Here is a 14,917-nt window from a genome sequence, read left to right as displayed (position 1 = left end):
AGCAGGAACCAGCCCCAGCGGATGCGCTGATGTGGGGAGGGAGCCGAAGTCACCGGGTCAACGCCAGACGTGGGCGTGGGCGCGGGCGAAGGCTTCGAAGGTGCGCGGTGCCCGACCGGTGACGCGCAGGACGGTGTCCGTCACGCGGTCCTCGGCCCCATCCCGGAGGGTGACGTCCAGGCCCGCGAGCAGCCTTGCGTAGGCCTCCGGCATACCCGTCCCCTCCTGAAGGTGGCGGCACACCTCCTCCTGGCTTGCATGCACATGCCGGATGGGGCGGCCCGACACCCGGGACATCACCGCCGCGATGTCGTCGTAGCTCAGCGCCTGGGGGCCGGTGATGACGTGCGCGGTGTCATGGGAGGGCTCATCCGCGAGCGCCCGGACGCCGACCGCCGCGATGTCCGCCGTGTCCACGAACCCGACGCGCCCCTTGTCCGTGGAGGTCATCAGCGTGCCGTCGCGCCGGACGCTGGCCCCGTGCTGGTTCTGGGGGTTGGCGAAGTTCTGCATGAACCACGACGGCTGCAGCACGCTCCACTCCGGTGCGTGCTCGCGCACGAAGCGGTGCACCTGTCCCAGTCCCGGGCTTCCCTCCGGAATGGCGGAGGCGCTGAGCAGGACGACGCGCCGCACGCCCCTGGCCAGCGCGCGTTCGATGAACGGATTCATGAGGAGGGACGGGTCCGCATCCAGCGGGGGCAGCAGCAGGTACATCCGGTCCACGCCGTCCACCGCGGGTTCGTGCGTGGTGGGGTCCGCCCAGTCGAAGAGGACGTGGTCGGCGGAGGGGAACGGTGGCGTCGTGCTCCGCGTGGCGGTCCGCACCCGGAACCCTTCCGAGGCCAGCCCTTCCGCGATGGGACGTCCCGTGTTGCCAGAGGCGCCGGTGACGAGGATGCGCGGCTTCATGCCTGCTCCTTGCCGAAGCTTCCCGCCGGAGCGGCCAGGGGGTTCCAGTACTCGCGGTAGCGCACGATGCGCCCCTCGCGCAGGTGCAGGCGCATCACGTAGTCCTGTTCGTAGTGGAAGTGTGACGGCAGCAGCGTCGCCGAGCCGTGGACCTCCATCCATCCGACGTTCGGGTCGGTGGTCGGGTAGCGCTGGACGTCCGCGAAGGCGAGCCCCTGGAAGCGCTGGGTGATGGGCACGAAGTAGGCCCGGATGGCTTCGATGCCCTCCAGACGCGAAGGCATTCCGAGCGAGGGGGCGTAGGGGAATTCAACGACGGCATCGTCGGCGAACAGGCTCAGCCAGCGTTCGATGTCCGTGCCGATGAGCGCGAGGTGCGCGTCCATCAAGCGCGTCAGGTCGGAGGTGGGTGCGGCGAGGTCCATGGGAAACTCCATCAACGAGGTGGACCTAGAATGTGACCGACGCTATGGACGCTCAATGTCACTGCGTCCAAAAGAACTGTCAGCGCGTCCAGGGATGACAGACGAAAAGACCGACGTGGTTTCCGATGTGCTGGAGACGCTGCGGTTCAAGACGCTGCTCTTCGGTCGCTTCGAACTGGGTGCGCCGTGGGCGCTGCGCCTGCCCAGCAAGGTCAATGCGTCCTTCTACGTGGTGACGCGGGGAGGACTGCGCCTCCAGGTGGAGGGTTCAGCGCAACCGATGTTCCTGTCCGCGGGTGACGTGGTGCTGCTGCCCCGCGCCACCGCTCACGTGCTGGATGACGGCGCCCGGAAGGTTCCCCGCGACTTCATCCCCCCGCAGCAGCTCCGGGCCGCGGCGGGGACGGACGTTCGGCTGGGGGGGCCGGGCGCGACCACCACGTTGATCACCGGCTGCTTCCAGTTCGGCGTGGACCCCACGCACCCGCTGCTGCGGGCCTTCCCGCCCATCATCCACCTGTCCACGCAGGAGTCCGGCAGGGCGTCTTCGCTCGCCGCCACCGTGCAGCTCCTCTCCGCGGAGACCGCCGAGCCGGGCCCCGGGAGTGCCCTCGTGGTCGGCCGTCTGGCGGACGTGCTGTTGGTGCAGGCGCTGCGGGCCCAGGCGCTGCTCGCGCAGTCGGGGGATGCGGGATGGAAGGCGCTGGCGAATCCGGCCATCGGGAACGCGCTGGCCCTGATGCACGAACAGCCCGGCGCGCCCTGGACGGTGGAGCGGCTGGCCGCGGCCGTGGGCCTGTCGCGCTCCGGGTTCGCCGCGCGCTTCCACTCGCTGGTGGGGGAGACGCCCCTGCACTACCTGTCGAACTGGCGGATGACCCGCTCCGCGCGGTGGCTGCATGAGTCCGACGACAGCCTGGACGCCATCGCCGAACGCGCGGGCTACGAAAGCGCGCCCGCCTTCAGCAAGGCCTTCAAGCGCCGCTGGGGCATGGGACCCGGTGCGTATCGGCGGACGCCTGCGCCTCGTGTGACACTTCCGACCTCGTTTGACACATAAGTCTCAAAATCAAGAGAATCTGGAAATATCTCCTTTCCCCTCCAGGAGTCTTCCAGCATGTATGCAGGTCTCAAGCGGTTCGGGGTCTCCCTCACCACCTCGCTGGCCGCGCTGTGTGCGGCGTCCGCGTTCGCCGCGCAGCCGCTGACGGGTGTGTACCGGGGTGAGGTGTACTCGCAGCCGAACACGGTGAACGCGTACTCCACCTGGCTGGGCTTCGACGTGAAGATGGGCCAGGGGCATCAGGCCAAGGACAGCTGGGGCAACATCGAGAACCCGGGCTGGCAGCTGGGCGCGTGGCGCACGTGGGTGAAGGCGAAGGCGGGCCGGCGCTTCAACTATTCGGTGGCCATGTATCCCAGCGGCCAGGGCAACCTGGCGTCGTGCGCGGCGGGTGCGTATGACCAGCGCTTCAAGAACCTGGCGTCGAACCTGGTGGCGTACGAGCTGCAAGGCACCATCATCCGGCTGGGCTGGGAGTTCAGCGGCGGTTGGATGCCCTGGTACTCCGGCAACGGGCAGCAGGCGAACTTCGCGGGTTGTTTCCGGCGCATCGTGACGGCCATGCGCACGCAGCAGCCGAACGCGGGGTTCGAGTTCGACTGGAACCCGAACTACGACATCTCCGCGGCGGACCTGGCCGCGACGTATCCGGGGGATGCGTATGTCGATTACATCGGGTTGGACATGTATGACCAGGGTTGGAACGGGGCCTATCCGATTCCCGCGGGCTGTACCGGTTCGTGCGCGCTCACGCGCTGGCAGTCGGTGTGGAACAGTCAGTTCGGGCCGCCGCTGACGAAGTTCAAGAGCTTCGCCCAGTCCCATGGCAAGCGGCTGTCGGTGCCGGAGTGGGGCGTGAACGACGGCGCCACGATGGGTGGTGGTGACGACACGTACTACGTGCAGCAGATGCTGGCGTTCATCTTCAACCCGACGAACAACGTGGGTTACCACTCGTACTTCGACATCCAGGCGGGTGACGGGCACCACCAGCTCTCCAGCGCGGACAACACCGGGGGCAACACCTTCGTCACCGAGTTCCCGAATGCCGCCGCGGTCTTCAAGAACCACTACGCGGGCCTTGCGCAGCCCGCGCAGTGGTCCACCACGAAGGCGACGGTGAGCCCGGCGACGGTGACGCGCGGCCAGTCGTTCAACGTGACGGGCTCGGTCACGTCGCCCTCCGCGCAGACCGTGGTGGTGAAGTATGAGATCCGCAACGCGTCCACCACGGCGCTGGTGACGGACCGCACGTACACGGCGCAGGCCTTCACGGCGGGACAGACGCGAAGCTACACGTCCGCGTTCGTCATCCCCACGTCGCTGAGCGCGGGCACCTACCGCGTGGACACGCTTGTCTTCACGGCGGACTGGTCCCAGACGCTGCTGTACCGCAACGACACGACGTTCACCGCGAACTGAGGCGGTGACCCACGGACCGTCGGAGGATGTTGTCTCCGGCGGTCCGGGGCCGTGCCCTGTCAGACCGCATGCCATCACATCATGCCCGATGAGGCGCTCTCCGCAGCGCTGGAACCGAAGGAAGCCGAGTTCCTGATGGCGGTCGGCTACAACATGAATCCTGGCAAGGACGTCATCATCCTGCCCATTATGCGGGACGTCGCCTATGCCCTGGTGCTCCCAAAACACAAGGGATGGCATCGCTCCTACAACTCATTCTCCTGGTCCAATTCGGGCGGACAACCGCGATGACGAAGAGGGTGGCGGCGGAAATCAACAAGTGGCGCGGAGCATGACCCATCCATGAACACTGAAAATGGGCAGCCTGCATCTTCAGCAAAGAACAACTACTTCATCCTCAGGAGCGAGGTCCTGGATGGGTATTGCGCCATTTTCCTGACGCCGACTGGGATGCCTGACATCCACAAGCCCGCGACTGGCGTGCGCATGGGGGATGCCTACCCGCAGGGGCTGCGCTTCCAGATGGCCAAGGAGGAGAAGGGGTTGAAGGTTGCGGACATCATCCCCAATGCCCTCGGCTACTTCATGGTCTCCGCGAGGATGAAGACCTTCTTGGAACAGCACGCTGGCGTGGAGATTGAGTTTCTTCGATTCACGCTCCTCAATCATCGTGGGCGCGTTGCCAGTGAAGATTGCTATATCGCGAATGTCATTGGTGCTCAGGACTGGGTTGATGCGGAGAAGAGTGATGGGACGCGGAAGGCAAGCAATCCCAATCGGTTCCTCTTTCTGAGGCGCCTCGTGCTTGACGAAAGCAAGGTGAATCCAGAGGTTCGGCTCTTTCGCACGGTGACGGTGCCGCGGCTTCCCATCGTACGCCAGGACTTCAAGGAGCTTCTTGAACGGGAGGGTATGACCGGGCCGGTCTTCTACCCGGTAGGAGCCGAAGTGGCCTTGACTCCATGAGCCACGACTACGTCGAGATCGCACGCCACAATCAGTCCTTGATTCTCGCAGAAACGCTGGAGGCCCTCGCGCAATCACACGCGCCACCGGCCGAACTCTTCTCGAACGCGGCGGTGTGCTACCGGGTGCTGGCGCTCTGCACCCTGCTTCAAGAGGCGGACACGGAGGGCTTCGCTGGCCTCCTGTGCAGGGCAGGGCAGGCGCGGCTCGCCTTCCTGGAACTCGCATCACAAGGGACGCGGCGCTACGAGCCGGGGTTCCTGCTCGCCAGTGACAACTGCGGCTTCAGTGATGCGTTGGCCTCCGGTGACCTGGACACGGCTCGCGCCATCGCCCGCCTTTCCCCGACGCTGCATGGGCAGGATCTTGAATACGAGGAGGATTATCTCTTCTCCCGCTTCCTGCACCTCTGGGTGCTTGCGCCGCGCGACATCGCTGGATTGGAGCTGGCGCTGGAGCGCTGGGCATCCGTGGTGGAGGAGGGTGACCCTGACACGCGACTGTCCGCATGCCGTGCGTTGATGGAGAAGAGCCCGGACCGCTTCTCCCTGGCGCTCCAGACGCTCGTGACCGAACGCAAACGTGAGTATCGCGCCTATCGCAAGCAGCTCGACTTCGACGAGGAGGTCGCGGCGACGACGGGGAAGGTCTACCTCGACGGACTGGCGCTCCTGCGGCTCGCCGAGCTGGAGGGCCTGGGGCCCCTGCCTGCGTACGAGCTGCTCCCCGAACTCGCGAGGATTCCGCTCGGAACCCCGCTGCCCGGACCGCAGGCCTGGCGGGTGGGATGAGCCTCAGTTCGGGACCGCCACCGCCTGCTCCAGGCCCTCGCTCCACTCCAGCAGGCACGAGGCGTCCACCAGGAACGTGACCTCGATGCGGTTCTGCGCGCAGGAGTAGTAGAGGGTGAAGGCCGGCTTCCACCGGTCGCCACCCACGTCGGGCCGATGAGCGACCTCCAGGGTGAGGGTGGCGTCGCGCCAGTCCAGGTCCACGCTGAATTCCTCCTGGTCTGTCTGCCATTGCCGGAGGGCCCGCAGCAGGGCGTCGAAGCGCTCCCGGGGCACGACGACCTGTGACAGCCGGATGTCGAAGTCGTCGACCACTTCGTTGAGGCTGGAGGCGTCCCTGCGGAACATCGTTCCCGTGCTCCGCAACTCCAGGAGCAGGCAGGGTTCTCCATCGAGAACCATGCTCCGGCGGATGCTTCCTTCCAGGGTGTTGTAGCCAGCGTTCGATGGGAGGCGGAAGGTCACGGACACTGCGCGGGATGACGGGCCCTACGCGCCCGGACTGACAGGCGTCACCAGCAGGCGCACCGCTTCGACGACCGACCGACGCCTCCTGCGGACCTCCGCAGGGCTCGGCGGGGTAGGGCCGGCGCAGTAGGAGAGCGGGAAGGACCAGGTCTTCGCGAGCGCCAGCACGAGCGCCAGCAGCTCATCCGCCGCGAAGTGCTTCGTCACCGTCCCCTCTCGCTGGGCCCGGGTGATGGCCGCCACCTTGTGCTGGTTGTTCTTGAGCACGCGCTCCGGGATGCCCGCCTCGGGGCCGTGCTCCAGTTCGTACCAGGTGGCCAGCCGCAGCACTTGCGGCCGGACCTGGAAACCGTCGAACAGCTTCCCTGCGTAGGCCGGCAGGTCGCTCGCGTCGATGGGCGTTTCCTGCGCCACCTCCGCCACGTGCGCCTCGAACACCGCGTCGAAGAGCTGCTCCTTGCTGCCGAAGTACGAATAGATGAGCGCCTTGTTGCACCCCGCCGACGCCGCGATGCGATCCACGCGCGCGCCCGCGATGCCTCGCTCCGAGAACTCCGCCGCGGCCGCCTCCAACAGGCGCTGCCGGGTCTTCTGTGCGTCACCCGCCATACCTGCCCACCATGCCCCACCCCACTCCGGGTTGCACCCCGACACATGCCCGTTATATTCATGTAACCAACCAGTTAGTTGAAATGGAGTTGCGCCATGGGTGCTTCCCTTGAGTCGTCCCGCGTCTGGCTGATCACCGGTTCTTCCCGAGGGCTGGGGCGCAGCTTCGCCGAGGCCGTGCTGGCGGCCGGGCACCGACTGGTCGCCACCGCTCGCAAGCCGGAGCAACTGGCCCCGCTGGTGGAGCGCTACGGCGAGCGGGTCCGGACGGTCGCGCTGGACGTCACGAAGCCCGAGCAGGCCCGGGCCGCAGTGAAGACCGCCGCGGAGGCGTTCGGCCGCCTGGACGTGGTGGTGAACAACGCGGGGTACGGCGACCTCGCGTCCATCGAGGAGATGACGGACGACGCCTTCCGCGCGCAGCTCGACACCAACCTGTTCGGCGTGGTGAACGTCACGCGCGCCGCGCTGCCGGTGCTCCGGGCCCAGCGCTCCGGCCACATCATCCAGGTGTCATCCGTGGGCGGTCGCCTCTCCACGCCGGGCCTGGGGGCGTACCAGGCCGCGAAGTGGGCCGTGGGCGGCTTCTCGGAGGTGCTGGCCAAGGAGGTGGCCCCCTTCGGCGTGAAGGTGACCATCGTGGAGCCGGGCGGCTTCCGCACCGACTGGGCGGGTGCTTCCATGACCATTCCCGCCTTCGGACCGGACTATGAGCCCACCGTGGGCGTGGTCGCCAAGGCGGTGCGGGCGCGGACCGGCAAGGAGCCGGGAGACCCGGACCGCGCGGCCCAGGTGCTCCTCCAGGTGGCCGCGCTGGAATCGCCGCCGCTGCACCTGCTGCTGGGCAGCGACGCGTTCGGGCTCGCCAGCGCACGGCTCGATGCGCTCAAGGCCGAGGATGCGCGGTGGAGGCACCTGTCGCTGTCCACCGACTTCCCGGCACCCGCGAAGTAGCCGCTACCAGAGGTTGCGCCCGTCCAGGAACACGACGCGCACGGCGTCCAGGTTGAAGTCGTCGAACAGCCGCGCGTTGATGCCCACCTTGAACCTGCCGGGCACGACGGCGTTGTTCTCCCAGACGGGCGTGTCCGTCCAGGTGCCGCAGCCACAGACCTGACAGTGGTGGTGCGCGACGGGCGCGTTGCGGTCGTACGTGCCCACCTGCTCGCGGCTCGTGAACTTCACCTGCTCCGGGTCGTAGTAGGACCAGAGCGGTCCCCGCTTGGCGCAGAACGTACAGTTGCAGCGGGTGACTTCCTTCGGCGGCGCGGTGACCTCGAACCGCGTCGCGCCGCAGTGACAGCTTCCCTTCAGCGGGGCGATTTCACTCATCCCGCCATCATCCGCGAGTGCGTCCGCGCGGGGAACGTGGGCTGGCCACTCTGTCCGTGCTTCGACGCTCCGCGCCCGCATCCGTCCACCTTGACAGGGGCAGGGGAGGACTGATGGGGATGCAAGTCATTATCAACTCAAAGCCAGGAAGTCGGGAGGGCGGTAACTCCCTCCCGGTCCTTCCCATTGCCACACAGCCTGTCTGTGTTTGGCGCCCCGGGTGGGTTGCTACCCCGGAGCGCTTGCGCCCGTTTGGGGCGTCAACGGCTCAGGCGCGCTCGACGCGGATGCGCGCGGGCAGGCCGTTGAGGCTGTCCTCTTCCTCGGTGCCCTTGAGGCCTTCGGGGCCCACGTGGATCTCCGTGGCCAGCGTCTCGCGGGACACTTCCTCGCGGGCCGCGTCCACGACGCGCTTCACCCGGTCATCGCCGTCCACCCACAGGCGGATGCGGTCGGCGTAGCCCAGGTTCAGGTCTTTGCGGGCGCCCTGCACGCGTGCCAGCAGCTCGCGCACCAGGCCCTCGTCTTCCAGCGCCGGGGTGAGCTGGGTGTGGAGCACCACCACGCCCACGCCCGAGCCAGCGGCGGCGTAGCCGGGCTGCGCCTCCACCAGGGTCTCCAGCTCCTCGGCGGGGAAGACCATGTCCTCGCCGCCCACGTTCAGGGCGACCTTGCCCGTCTGGAGCAGCTCGTGGTGCAGCGCGCGGCCGTCGCCGGAGTCGAACGCCTTGCGCACCGGCGCGAGCTTGGGCCCCAGCCGGCTGCCCATGGCGCGCAGGTTGGGACGCACGCGGTAGCGCACCACGTCCGCCTCCGGGCTGCCCGGCTCCACCAGCTTCACGGTGTGCACGTTCAGCTCGTCGGAGATGAGCTCCTGGTACACGGCCACGCGCTCGGACAGCTCGCGGCGCGACAGGATGACGTCCGCGCGGGACAGCGGCTGGCGCACCTTGAGCTTGTTGTCCGTGCGGACCTTGAGGCCCAGCGACACCAGCTCGCGCACCGCGCCCATCTCCGCGGCCAGCCCCTCGTCGATGAGGCTCGCGTCCACGTCCGGGAAGCGCGCCAGGTGCACGCTCTCCGGCTGCGTGCTGGGCCACGGCTTCACCACCAGGTTGCCCCACATCTCATCGGTGAAGAACGGGATGAAGGGCGCGGACAGCGCGGTGATGGCGGTGAGCGCTTCGTACAGCGTGAAGTACGCGTCCTGCTTGTCCTGTTCGAAGCCCGGCGCCCAGAAGCGCGAGCGGCTGCGGCGCAGGTACCAGTTGGACAGCGCGTCCACCAGCGCCACCATCCGCTGGGCCGCGTCGTACACCTGATAGGTGTCCAGCGCCTTGGAGACGTCGCGCAGGGTGAGCTGCACCTCGGAGAGGATCCACCGGTCCAACACGGGCCGGTCCTTCACCGCGCGCCAGCCCTCGCTCTTGCGGATGGCCAGCCACGGAGCCTCCGTCGCGCCCGCGTTGCCCTTCGCCGGGTTGAAGCCGTCGATGTTCGCGTAGATGGTGAAGAACGAGTAGACGTTGCGCAGCTTGACCTGGAAGTCCTTCTGCAACAGCCGCACGTTCGCCAGCGAGTGGCGCGTGTTGGACCAGGTGGGGCTCGCCGCGTAGAAGAACCACCGGAACGCGTCCGCGCCCGGGGCCTTGGTGGCGGGGTCCTTGAGCACCACGCGCTCACCGGCCGGAAGCCGGGGCACCTCCACCGGCATCACGTCCGCGCCGCGCGCCGAGGGCTTCACGTCCAGCGCCTGCAGCTCCGCGGGCGCGAGCAGCACCACGCGGCGCTTGAGCTTCTTGTGCACCTTCACCGTCACGGTGACGGCGGTGCCCGGCCGGTCCGAGCGGAAGAGCTGCACGCGGGCGCCCTCCTGCGTGTCCAGGCCCTCCAGGTCCTCGCGCGCGATGAGCGCCACGCCGGGCTCCGCGGGGACGCCGGCCTCCGTGGCGGTGAGCACCGCGAAGTCCATGCGCACCTCGTCCAGGATGATCTCCGGCGGGGTGTAGTTGCCCTTGGACTTGGACTCCTTCTTGCCCTCCTTGTCGGAGACGTGGCCCAGCACGATGCAGCTCTTGTAGGGCATGGGCCACTCACGCTTCGGCGTGAGCCCCATGCGCTTCTGGGTCTCCTCGTCGAAGATGAGCGTGCTCACCATCAGCAGCGAATAGAACCAGCCGCGCGTCTGGTCGATGGCCTCCGAGATGAAGTCCGCCGGGAACGCGCGGTTGAAGGTCTCCTTGGAGCCTTCCGCGTGCGGGAAGCCCCACTGCGCGAAGGGCATGCAGCCAGAGTCGAACCACACGTCCACCACTTCGGGGACGCGCTGGAACTTCCCGCTGGCGCCGGCCTTCTCGTAGGTGACCTTGTCGATCCACGGCTTGTGGACCAGCAGGTGCTCCGCGTTGGACTCGTGCGGCTTGCCGGCGAGGAACGCCTTCAGCTCCGCCTCCACGGCGGCCACGTTGTTGCCCGGCTTCTGGCGCAGCTCCGCGATGGACGGCACCGCCTCCGTCTCACCCGTCTCCGAGTGGATCCACAGCGGCAGCGGCGTGCCCCAGTAGCGCTCGCGCGACAGGGCCCAGTCCACGTTGTTGGCCAGGAAGTCGCCGAAGCGGCCGTCCTTGATGTGCTCCGGCACCCAGTTGACGTTCTGGTTGTTGGCCTTGGCCTGCTCGATGACCGACGTGGTGCGGATGTACCAGGCGGGCCGGGCGTACTGGATGAGCGGGTCCTCGTCCGCGCGCCAGCAGAAGGGGTACTCGTGGCGGTACTGCTCCGTGTGGATGAGCAGCCCGCGCTCCTTGAGGTTGCGCTGCAGGTCCTTGTCCGCGTCCTTCACGAAGCGGCCGGTGACGAGCGGAACCTCTTCGGAGAACGTGCCGTCCGGCTTCACCGCGCAGCGCATCTCCAGCGCGTCCGGGTTCTTGAAGCGCAGCCGGTCCTTGCGGAAGGCGTCGTAGTCGTCCTCGCCGAACGCGGGCGCCGTGTGCACGATGCCCGTGCCGCTGTCGAGCGTGACGAAGTCCGCGGCCAGCACGCGCCAGCCCACCGAGTCCTCGCCGCCGTCCTTGAGGGGCAGCGTCGCGTCCGCGTCCTTCGCGAAGTAGGTGTCGAAGGGCGGCGTGTAGCGCTTGCCGACCAGCTCCTTGCCCTTCTGCGTGGACAGCACCGGCAGGTCCTTCTTGAGCTTCTTCGCCAGCTCCTCGCGCAGCGCGGCGGCGATGATGAGCTTGCGGTCCCCGGCGTCCACGGTGACGTAGTCCACCGACGGGTTGACGGCCGCGTACATGTTGGATGGCAGCGTCCAGGGCGTCGTCGTCCAGATGAGCAGCGCCGTGTCCGGAGCGTCGCGCAGCGGGAAGGCCACGTAGACGCTGGGGTCGTCCACCGTCTTGTAGCCCAGGCCCACTTCGGCCGCGGACAGCGCGGTGCCGCCGCGCGGCCACCACCACACCACCTTGTGGCCCTGGTACAGCAGGCCCTTCTTGAACAGCTCCGAGAGCGCCCACCACACGCTCTGCACGAAGCCCCGGTGGTAGGTGACGTAGGCCTCGTTCAGGTCCACCCAGAAGCCGATGCGCTGGGTGAGCCGCTCCCACTCGGCCGTGTAGCGGAAGACGGACTCGATGCAGCGCTCGGTGAAGGGCTCCACACCGTAGCGTTCAATCTCCGCCTTGCCGTGGATGCGCAGCTCCTTCTCGACCTCCACCTCCACCGGCAGGCCGTGCGTGTCCCAGCCCGCCTTGCGCGGCACGTAGTGGCCCCGCATGGTCTGGTAGCGGGGGAACAGGTCCTTGATGACGCGCGTGAGGACGTGGCCGTTGTGGGGCAGGCCGTTCGCGGTGGGCGGCCCTTCGTAGAAGACGAAGCTCTTGGCCCCTTCGTTCGCCTTGAGCGATTTCTCGAAGATGCCGCGTTCCTTCCAGAAGGCCAGGACGCGGCGCTCCTCGGCCGGGAAGTCCATCTCCACGGGGACCGCGTCGAACAGGGACGAAGGCTTTTCAGACATGGCCGCTTGATACCACCGGACAGGCCCGCTGGCAGTGAATCCGGGCCCTTGGAACCCGCCCTGACCGGGGGTGGACAAGTTGGCTTTCACTGAAATTCATGTAATCCCGGGTGGACTGGTGGCACCTTGCCCGCTTCCCGGGCAGCCCCTGGAGGTCCCCACGTGATGCATGTCCCCCGCTCCACCCCCTCATCCTTCCCGTCCGCTGTCGCGCTGCTGGCGGCGCTGGTGCTGTGCCTGGGCGCGGGTCCGGCGCGGGCGCAGGTGTCCCGGACGCTGAGCACGCCGGGGCCCACGGCGCAGGCGCAGAAGGTCTACAACCTGCTGACGGACCTGGAGAACAACAGCCGCAACGGTGGGACGAAGCAGACCATCATGGGCCAGCACTGCGAGGCCCAGAAGGAGGCCTACGCGGGCGAGTACTGGGTGAAGGTGGGAGACATCTCCGGCCGGCGTCCGGGCTTCGTGGAGTTCGACTTCGGGCCGGGCAACTACCGCGCCACCTACAGCGAGCCGTACGTGGACTACGCGGTGGGCTTCGCGCGCGACCGGTTCATCTACGGTGAGGGCATCGTCGGCTTCAGCTTCCACCAGTCCTATCCGGGCGCGTCGGTGAAGAGCTGGCCGAACACCTTCCGGCAGTCGTGGATGGATTACAACTGGATGGGCCGGGTCATCAACTGGCAGGCCAACACGGCGGAGTACCAGGCGCTCTTGCGCGACCTGTCCTTCGCGGCGGACAAGCTCACGATTCTGCGGGACGCGGGCGTGCCGGTGCTGTTCCGCCCCTTCCACGAGATGAACAAGAAGGGGAGCGCGTCCCCGTTCTGGTGGGCGAACCACGACCCGTACCAGTACAAGCAGTTGTGGAACATCGCGCACGACTACCTGGTGAAGACGCGCGGGCTGAAGAACCTCATCTTCGTCTGGTCGCCGTATGAGTGGGACGGGACGTACGGCGGGGACGCGGCGGCGTACTACCCGGGCAGCGACCGCGTGGACGTGGTGGCGGTGGACATCTACCACGGCAATCCCTACTTCCCGGCCCAGTTCTACACGGGGCTTGGGGGCTACAACAAACCGCGCATGGTGGCGGAGACGGACAAGCTGCCGGTGCGCTGGGGGGACAGCCGCTACGGGACGGTGTCGGAACTCGACGCCCGTCCGTGGGCCATCTACTCCGTGTGGGGCGACTCGCTTGTCTACAACCTGGGCACGACGAGCCCGAACGACTGGAACGTGTCCAGCAACCACAAAGCCATCAAGGACACGTATGGGTATTACGGGACGTACTGGCGGGTGCTGACCGGCGGCAGCAACGCGACCTACAACTGGGGCGCGTTGCGCTGACGGGACGCGGTCACCAGTTCGTGGGGCGGTAGTCCTTGAAGAAGTTGCCCCAGACGAACTCGTTCGTGTTGATGGCGGTGATGATGGGGTCGACGATGCGCGCGGCCCCGTCCACGATGTCCAGCGGGGGCTGGAAGTCCAGCTCCTGCACCTTGCGCTCGGCGTGGAGGATGGGGTCCTCGTCCGTCACCCAGCCGGTGTCCGCCGCGTTCATGAAGATGCCGTCCCGGGCGTAGTCCGCCGCGGAGGTGAGCGTCATCATGTTCAGCGCGGCCTTGGCCATGTTGGTGTGCGGGTGCTTGTCCGTCTTGGTGCCGCGCGAGAAGCTGCCCTCCATCGCGGACACGTTGACGATGTGGCCCGGCTGCGAGCGGTCGCGCATCATCAGCGGCTTCAGCTTGCCCACGAGGATGAAGGGCGCCACCGCGTTGATGAGGTGCACCTCCAGCATCTCCGAGGTCTGCACCTCCGACAGCTTCAGGCGCCAGGAGTTCGTCTTGCGCAGGTCCACCTGCTGGAGGTCCGCGTCCAGCCGGCCCTGCGGGAAGAGCGCCTGCGTGTCGGGCTCCTGCTCCATCGCGTAGGGCAGGAGCGACAGCGCCGCCGACGAGTGGATGCCCAGCGCCGGGTCGCTGCTGCGCCACGTGGTGGTCGACATGGCCGTGCTCACGTCCGTGTCACCCGCGCTCAGCACGTTACCCGGAGTGCCGGGGTTCAGGGCGGGCCGCAGCGCCGCGATGCAGGCCTGGTGGCCGGCGAGCAGCGGGCGCACCTCCTGGGGCAGGGTGTTCGCGTCCCGCAGCTCACCCTCCAGCAGGTGCCGGTAGAAGCCCGGCGGCCGGCGCACCGTCTGCGCCGCGTTGTTGATGAGGATGTCCAGCTTCGCGTGCGTCTCCTCGATGTGGCGCGCGAACAGCTCCACGCTGGGCGCGTGGCGCAGGTCCAGGCCGTGCACGTGCAGCCGGTGGGACCAGTCCGCGAAGTCCGGCTCGCGCGCATAGCGGAGCACCGCGTCCTGCGGGAAGCGCGTGGTGGCGATGACCGTCGCGCCCGAGCGCAGCAGCATCAGCGACGCCTGGAAGCCAATCTTCACGCGGGCGCCGGTGATGAGCGCCACCTTGCCGTTGAGGTTCGCCTGCTGCGTGCGGCGGGAGTAGTTGAAGTCCCCGCACGCGCTGCACAGCATGTCGTAGAAGAAGTGCAGCTTGCGGTACTCCTGCTTGCACACGTAGCACTTGCGCGGCTCCTCCAGCACGCGCTCCTCGGTCTGCGTGGGCGGCGGCGGGGGCAGCATGGGCAGCGTGAGCACGGGGGCGCGGCGCAGCGCGCGGATCTCCGTGTTGGCGCGCACGACGCGGTCCTTCTCGCGCTTCTCCACCTTGCGCTCGCGCTTGAGCGTGTTCAGCAGCTTCGACTTGGCGGCCTTGTCCGGGTGCACCAGCCGGCCCGCGGCGGCGAGCAGGCCGTGGTGGTCCTCTTCCGGAAGGCGGGTGAGCAGGATGCGGTGCTCGGTCAGCGTCCGCAGCAGCTCGATGGCGCGGCGCACCACACGTTGTCGCAGGTGAAG

The 14,917-nt window shown here is 67.7% G+C and carries 14 protein-coding genes; 7 read left to right on the top strand and 7 right to left on the bottom strand.

Annotated features, from left to right (window positions below; all coding sequences use genetic code 11):
* Positions 1-57: 57 nt before the first annotated feature.
* Together D7Y13_RS05740 and D7Y13_RS05735 are read right to left on the bottom strand one after the other, a co-directional pair.
* Positions 58-912 carry an NmrA family NAD(P)-binding protein gene (locus tag D7Y13_RS05740; RefSeq protein WP_120582651.1) on the bottom strand — a complete coding sequence of 285 codons (855 nt, stop codon included), beginning with the start codon at positions 910-912 and terminating at the stop codon, positions 58-60.
* Positions 909-1,337 carry a nuclear transport factor 2 family protein gene (locus D7Y13_RS05735; RefSeq protein ID WP_120582650.1) on the bottom strand — a complete coding sequence of 143 codons (429 nt, stop codon included), beginning with the start codon at positions 1,335-1,337 and terminating at the stop codon, positions 909-911. The genes D7Y13_RS05740 and D7Y13_RS05735 overlap by 4 nt, the downstream gene beginning before the upstream one ends.
* Positions 1,338-1,452: 115 nt before the next feature.
* On the opposite strand from D7Y13_RS05735, the gene D7Y13_RS05730 reads away from it, so the two are divergent.
* From D7Y13_RS05730 to D7Y13_RS05710, 5 genes are all read left to right on the top strand, one after another.
* Positions 1,453-2,397, top strand: coding sequence for an AraC family transcriptional regulator (locus D7Y13_RS05730; protein WP_244222323.1), 945 nt, complete (start codon positions 1,453-1,455; stop codon positions 2,395-2,397).
* A 57-nt stretch (positions 2,398-2,454) separates the two neighbouring features.
* On the top strand, positions 2,455-3,822 hold the full coding sequence (locus tag D7Y13_RS05725; protein ID WP_120582648.1) for a glycoside hydrolase family 26 protein: 1,368 nt from the start codon (positions 2,455-2,457) through the stop codon (positions 3,820-3,822).
* 81 nt (positions 3,823-3,903) lie between these two features.
* Positions 3,904-4,113, top strand: coding sequence for a hypothetical protein (locus D7Y13_RS05720; RefSeq protein WP_120582647.1), 210 nt, complete (start codon positions 3,904-3,906; stop codon positions 4,111-4,113).
* Positions 4,114-4,164: 51 nt separating this feature from the next.
* Entirely contained in the window at positions 4,165-4,788 is a 624-nt protein-coding gene (locus D7Y13_RS05715) for an imm11 family protein (RefSeq protein WP_147444212.1), read from the top strand.
* Between the two features lie 38 nt (positions 4,789-4,826).
* Positions 4,827-5,579 (top strand): immunity 49 family protein, encoded by a 753-nt coding sequence (locus tag D7Y13_RS05710; protein ID WP_158620300.1) that lies wholly within the window; start codon positions 4,827-4,829, stop codon positions 5,577-5,579.
* Between the two features lie 3 nt (positions 5,580-5,582).
* Here D7Y13_RS05710 and D7Y13_RS05705 read toward each other — a convergent pair whose 3' ends face one another.
* Both D7Y13_RS05705 and D7Y13_RS05700 read right to left on the bottom strand, forming a co-directional pair.
* The gene (locus D7Y13_RS05705) at positions 5,583-5,981 is read right to left on the bottom strand and encodes a hypothetical protein (protein WP_120582644.1); all 399 of its coding nucleotides are present in this window, start codon (positions 5,979-5,981) and stop codon (positions 5,583-5,585) included.
* An 87-nt stretch (positions 5,982-6,068) separates the two neighbouring features.
* Positions 6,069-6,656: a TetR/AcrR family transcriptional regulator gene (locus D7Y13_RS05700; protein WP_120582643.1), complete on the bottom strand. Its 588-nt coding sequence runs from the start codon at positions 6,654-6,656 to the stop codon at positions 6,069-6,071.
* 96 nt (positions 6,657-6,752) lie between these two features.
* Between D7Y13_RS05700 and D7Y13_RS05695 the strand changes: the two genes are divergently transcribed.
* Positions 6,753-7,610, top strand: coding sequence for an oxidoreductase (locus D7Y13_RS05695; protein WP_120582642.1), 858 nt, complete (start codon positions 6,753-6,755; stop codon positions 7,608-7,610).
* Positions 7,611-7,613: 3 nt separating this feature from the next.
* Here D7Y13_RS05695 and D7Y13_RS05690 read toward each other — a convergent pair whose 3' ends face one another.
* Together D7Y13_RS05690 and ileS are read right to left on the bottom strand one after the other, a co-directional pair.
* Positions 7,614-7,988, bottom strand: coding sequence for a GFA family protein (locus D7Y13_RS05690; RefSeq protein ID WP_120536752.1), 375 nt, complete (start codon positions 7,986-7,988; stop codon positions 7,614-7,616).
* A 268-nt stretch (positions 7,989-8,256) separates the two neighbouring features.
* Complete coding sequence (gene ileS, locus D7Y13_RS05685; protein WP_120536751.1) at positions 8,257-12,000, bottom strand: isoleucine--tRNA ligase; 3,744 nt, start codon at positions 11,998-12,000, stop codon at positions 8,257-8,259.
* Positions 12,001-12,165: 165 nt separating this feature from the next.
* On the opposite strand from ileS, the gene D7Y13_RS05680 reads away from it, so the two are divergent.
* Entirely contained in the window at positions 12,166-13,350 is a 1,185-nt protein-coding gene (locus D7Y13_RS05680) for a glycoside hydrolase family 26 protein (protein WP_120582641.1), read from the top strand.
* 10 nt (positions 13,351-13,360) lie between these two features.
* Here the strand turns inward: D7Y13_RS05680 and D7Y13_RS05675 are convergent, their stop codons facing one another.
* Complete coding sequence (locus tag D7Y13_RS05675) at positions 13,361-14,911, bottom strand: SDR family NAD(P)-dependent oxidoreductase (RefSeq protein ID WP_120630640.1); 1,551 nt, start codon at positions 14,909-14,911, stop codon at positions 13,361-13,363.
* Between the last annotated feature and the right edge of the window lie 6 nt (positions 14,912-14,917).

The sequence above is a fragment of the Corallococcus praedator genome (assembly GCF_003612125.1).
Taxonomy (GTDB): domain Bacteria; phylum Myxococcota; class Myxococcia; order Myxococcales; family Myxococcaceae; genus Corallococcus; species Corallococcus praedator.
Note: the sequence above shows the minus strand (reverse complement) of the source record. Positions and strands in the feature narration are given on the sequence as shown.

What these genes read in the sequence shown, in the direction of transcription:
- D7Y13_RS05695 (WP_120582642.1), top strand. Translation starts at nt 6,753, where the DNA reads ATGGGTGCTTCCCTTGAGTCGTCCCGCGTCTGGCTGATCACCGGTTCT.
- D7Y13_RS05705 (WP_120582644.1), bottom strand. Translation starts at nt 5,981, where the DNA reads ATGGTTCTCGATGGAGAACCCTGCCTGCTCCTGGAGTTGCGGAGCACG.
- D7Y13_RS05690 (WP_120536752.1), bottom strand. Translation starts at nt 7,988, where the DNA reads ATGAGTGAAATCGCCCCGCTGAAGGGAAGCTGTCACTGCGGCGCGACG.
- D7Y13_RS05715 (WP_147444212.1), top strand. Translation starts at nt 4,165, where the DNA reads ATGAACACTGAAAATGGGCAGCCTGCATCTTCAGCAAAGAACAACTAC.
- D7Y13_RS05700 (WP_120582643.1), bottom strand. Translation starts at nt 6,656, where the DNA reads ATGGCGGGTGACGCACAGAAGACCCGGCAGCGCCTGTTGGAGGCGGCC.
- D7Y13_RS05720 (WP_120582647.1), top strand. Translation starts at nt 3,904, where the DNA reads ATGCCCGATGAGGCGCTCTCCGCAGCGCTGGAACCGAAGGAAGCCGAG.
- D7Y13_RS05680 (WP_120582641.1), top strand. Translation starts at nt 12,166, where the DNA reads ATGCATGTCCCCCGCTCCACCCCCTCATCCTTCCCGTCCGCTGTCGCG.
- ileS (WP_120536751.1), bottom strand. Translation starts at nt 12,000, where the DNA reads ATGTCTGAAAAGCCTTCGTCCCTGTTCGACGCGGTCCCCGTGGAGATG.
- D7Y13_RS05735 (WP_120582650.1), bottom strand. Translation starts at nt 1,337, where the DNA reads ATGGACCTCGCCGCACCCACCTCCGACCTGACGCGCTTGATGGACGCG.
- D7Y13_RS05725 (WP_120582648.1), top strand. Translation starts at nt 2,455, where the DNA reads ATGTATGCAGGTCTCAAGCGGTTCGGGGTCTCCCTCACCACCTCGCTG.
- D7Y13_RS05740 (WP_120582651.1), bottom strand. Translation starts at nt 912, where the DNA reads ATGAAGCCGCGCATCCTCGTCACCGGCGCCTCTGGCAACACGGGACGT.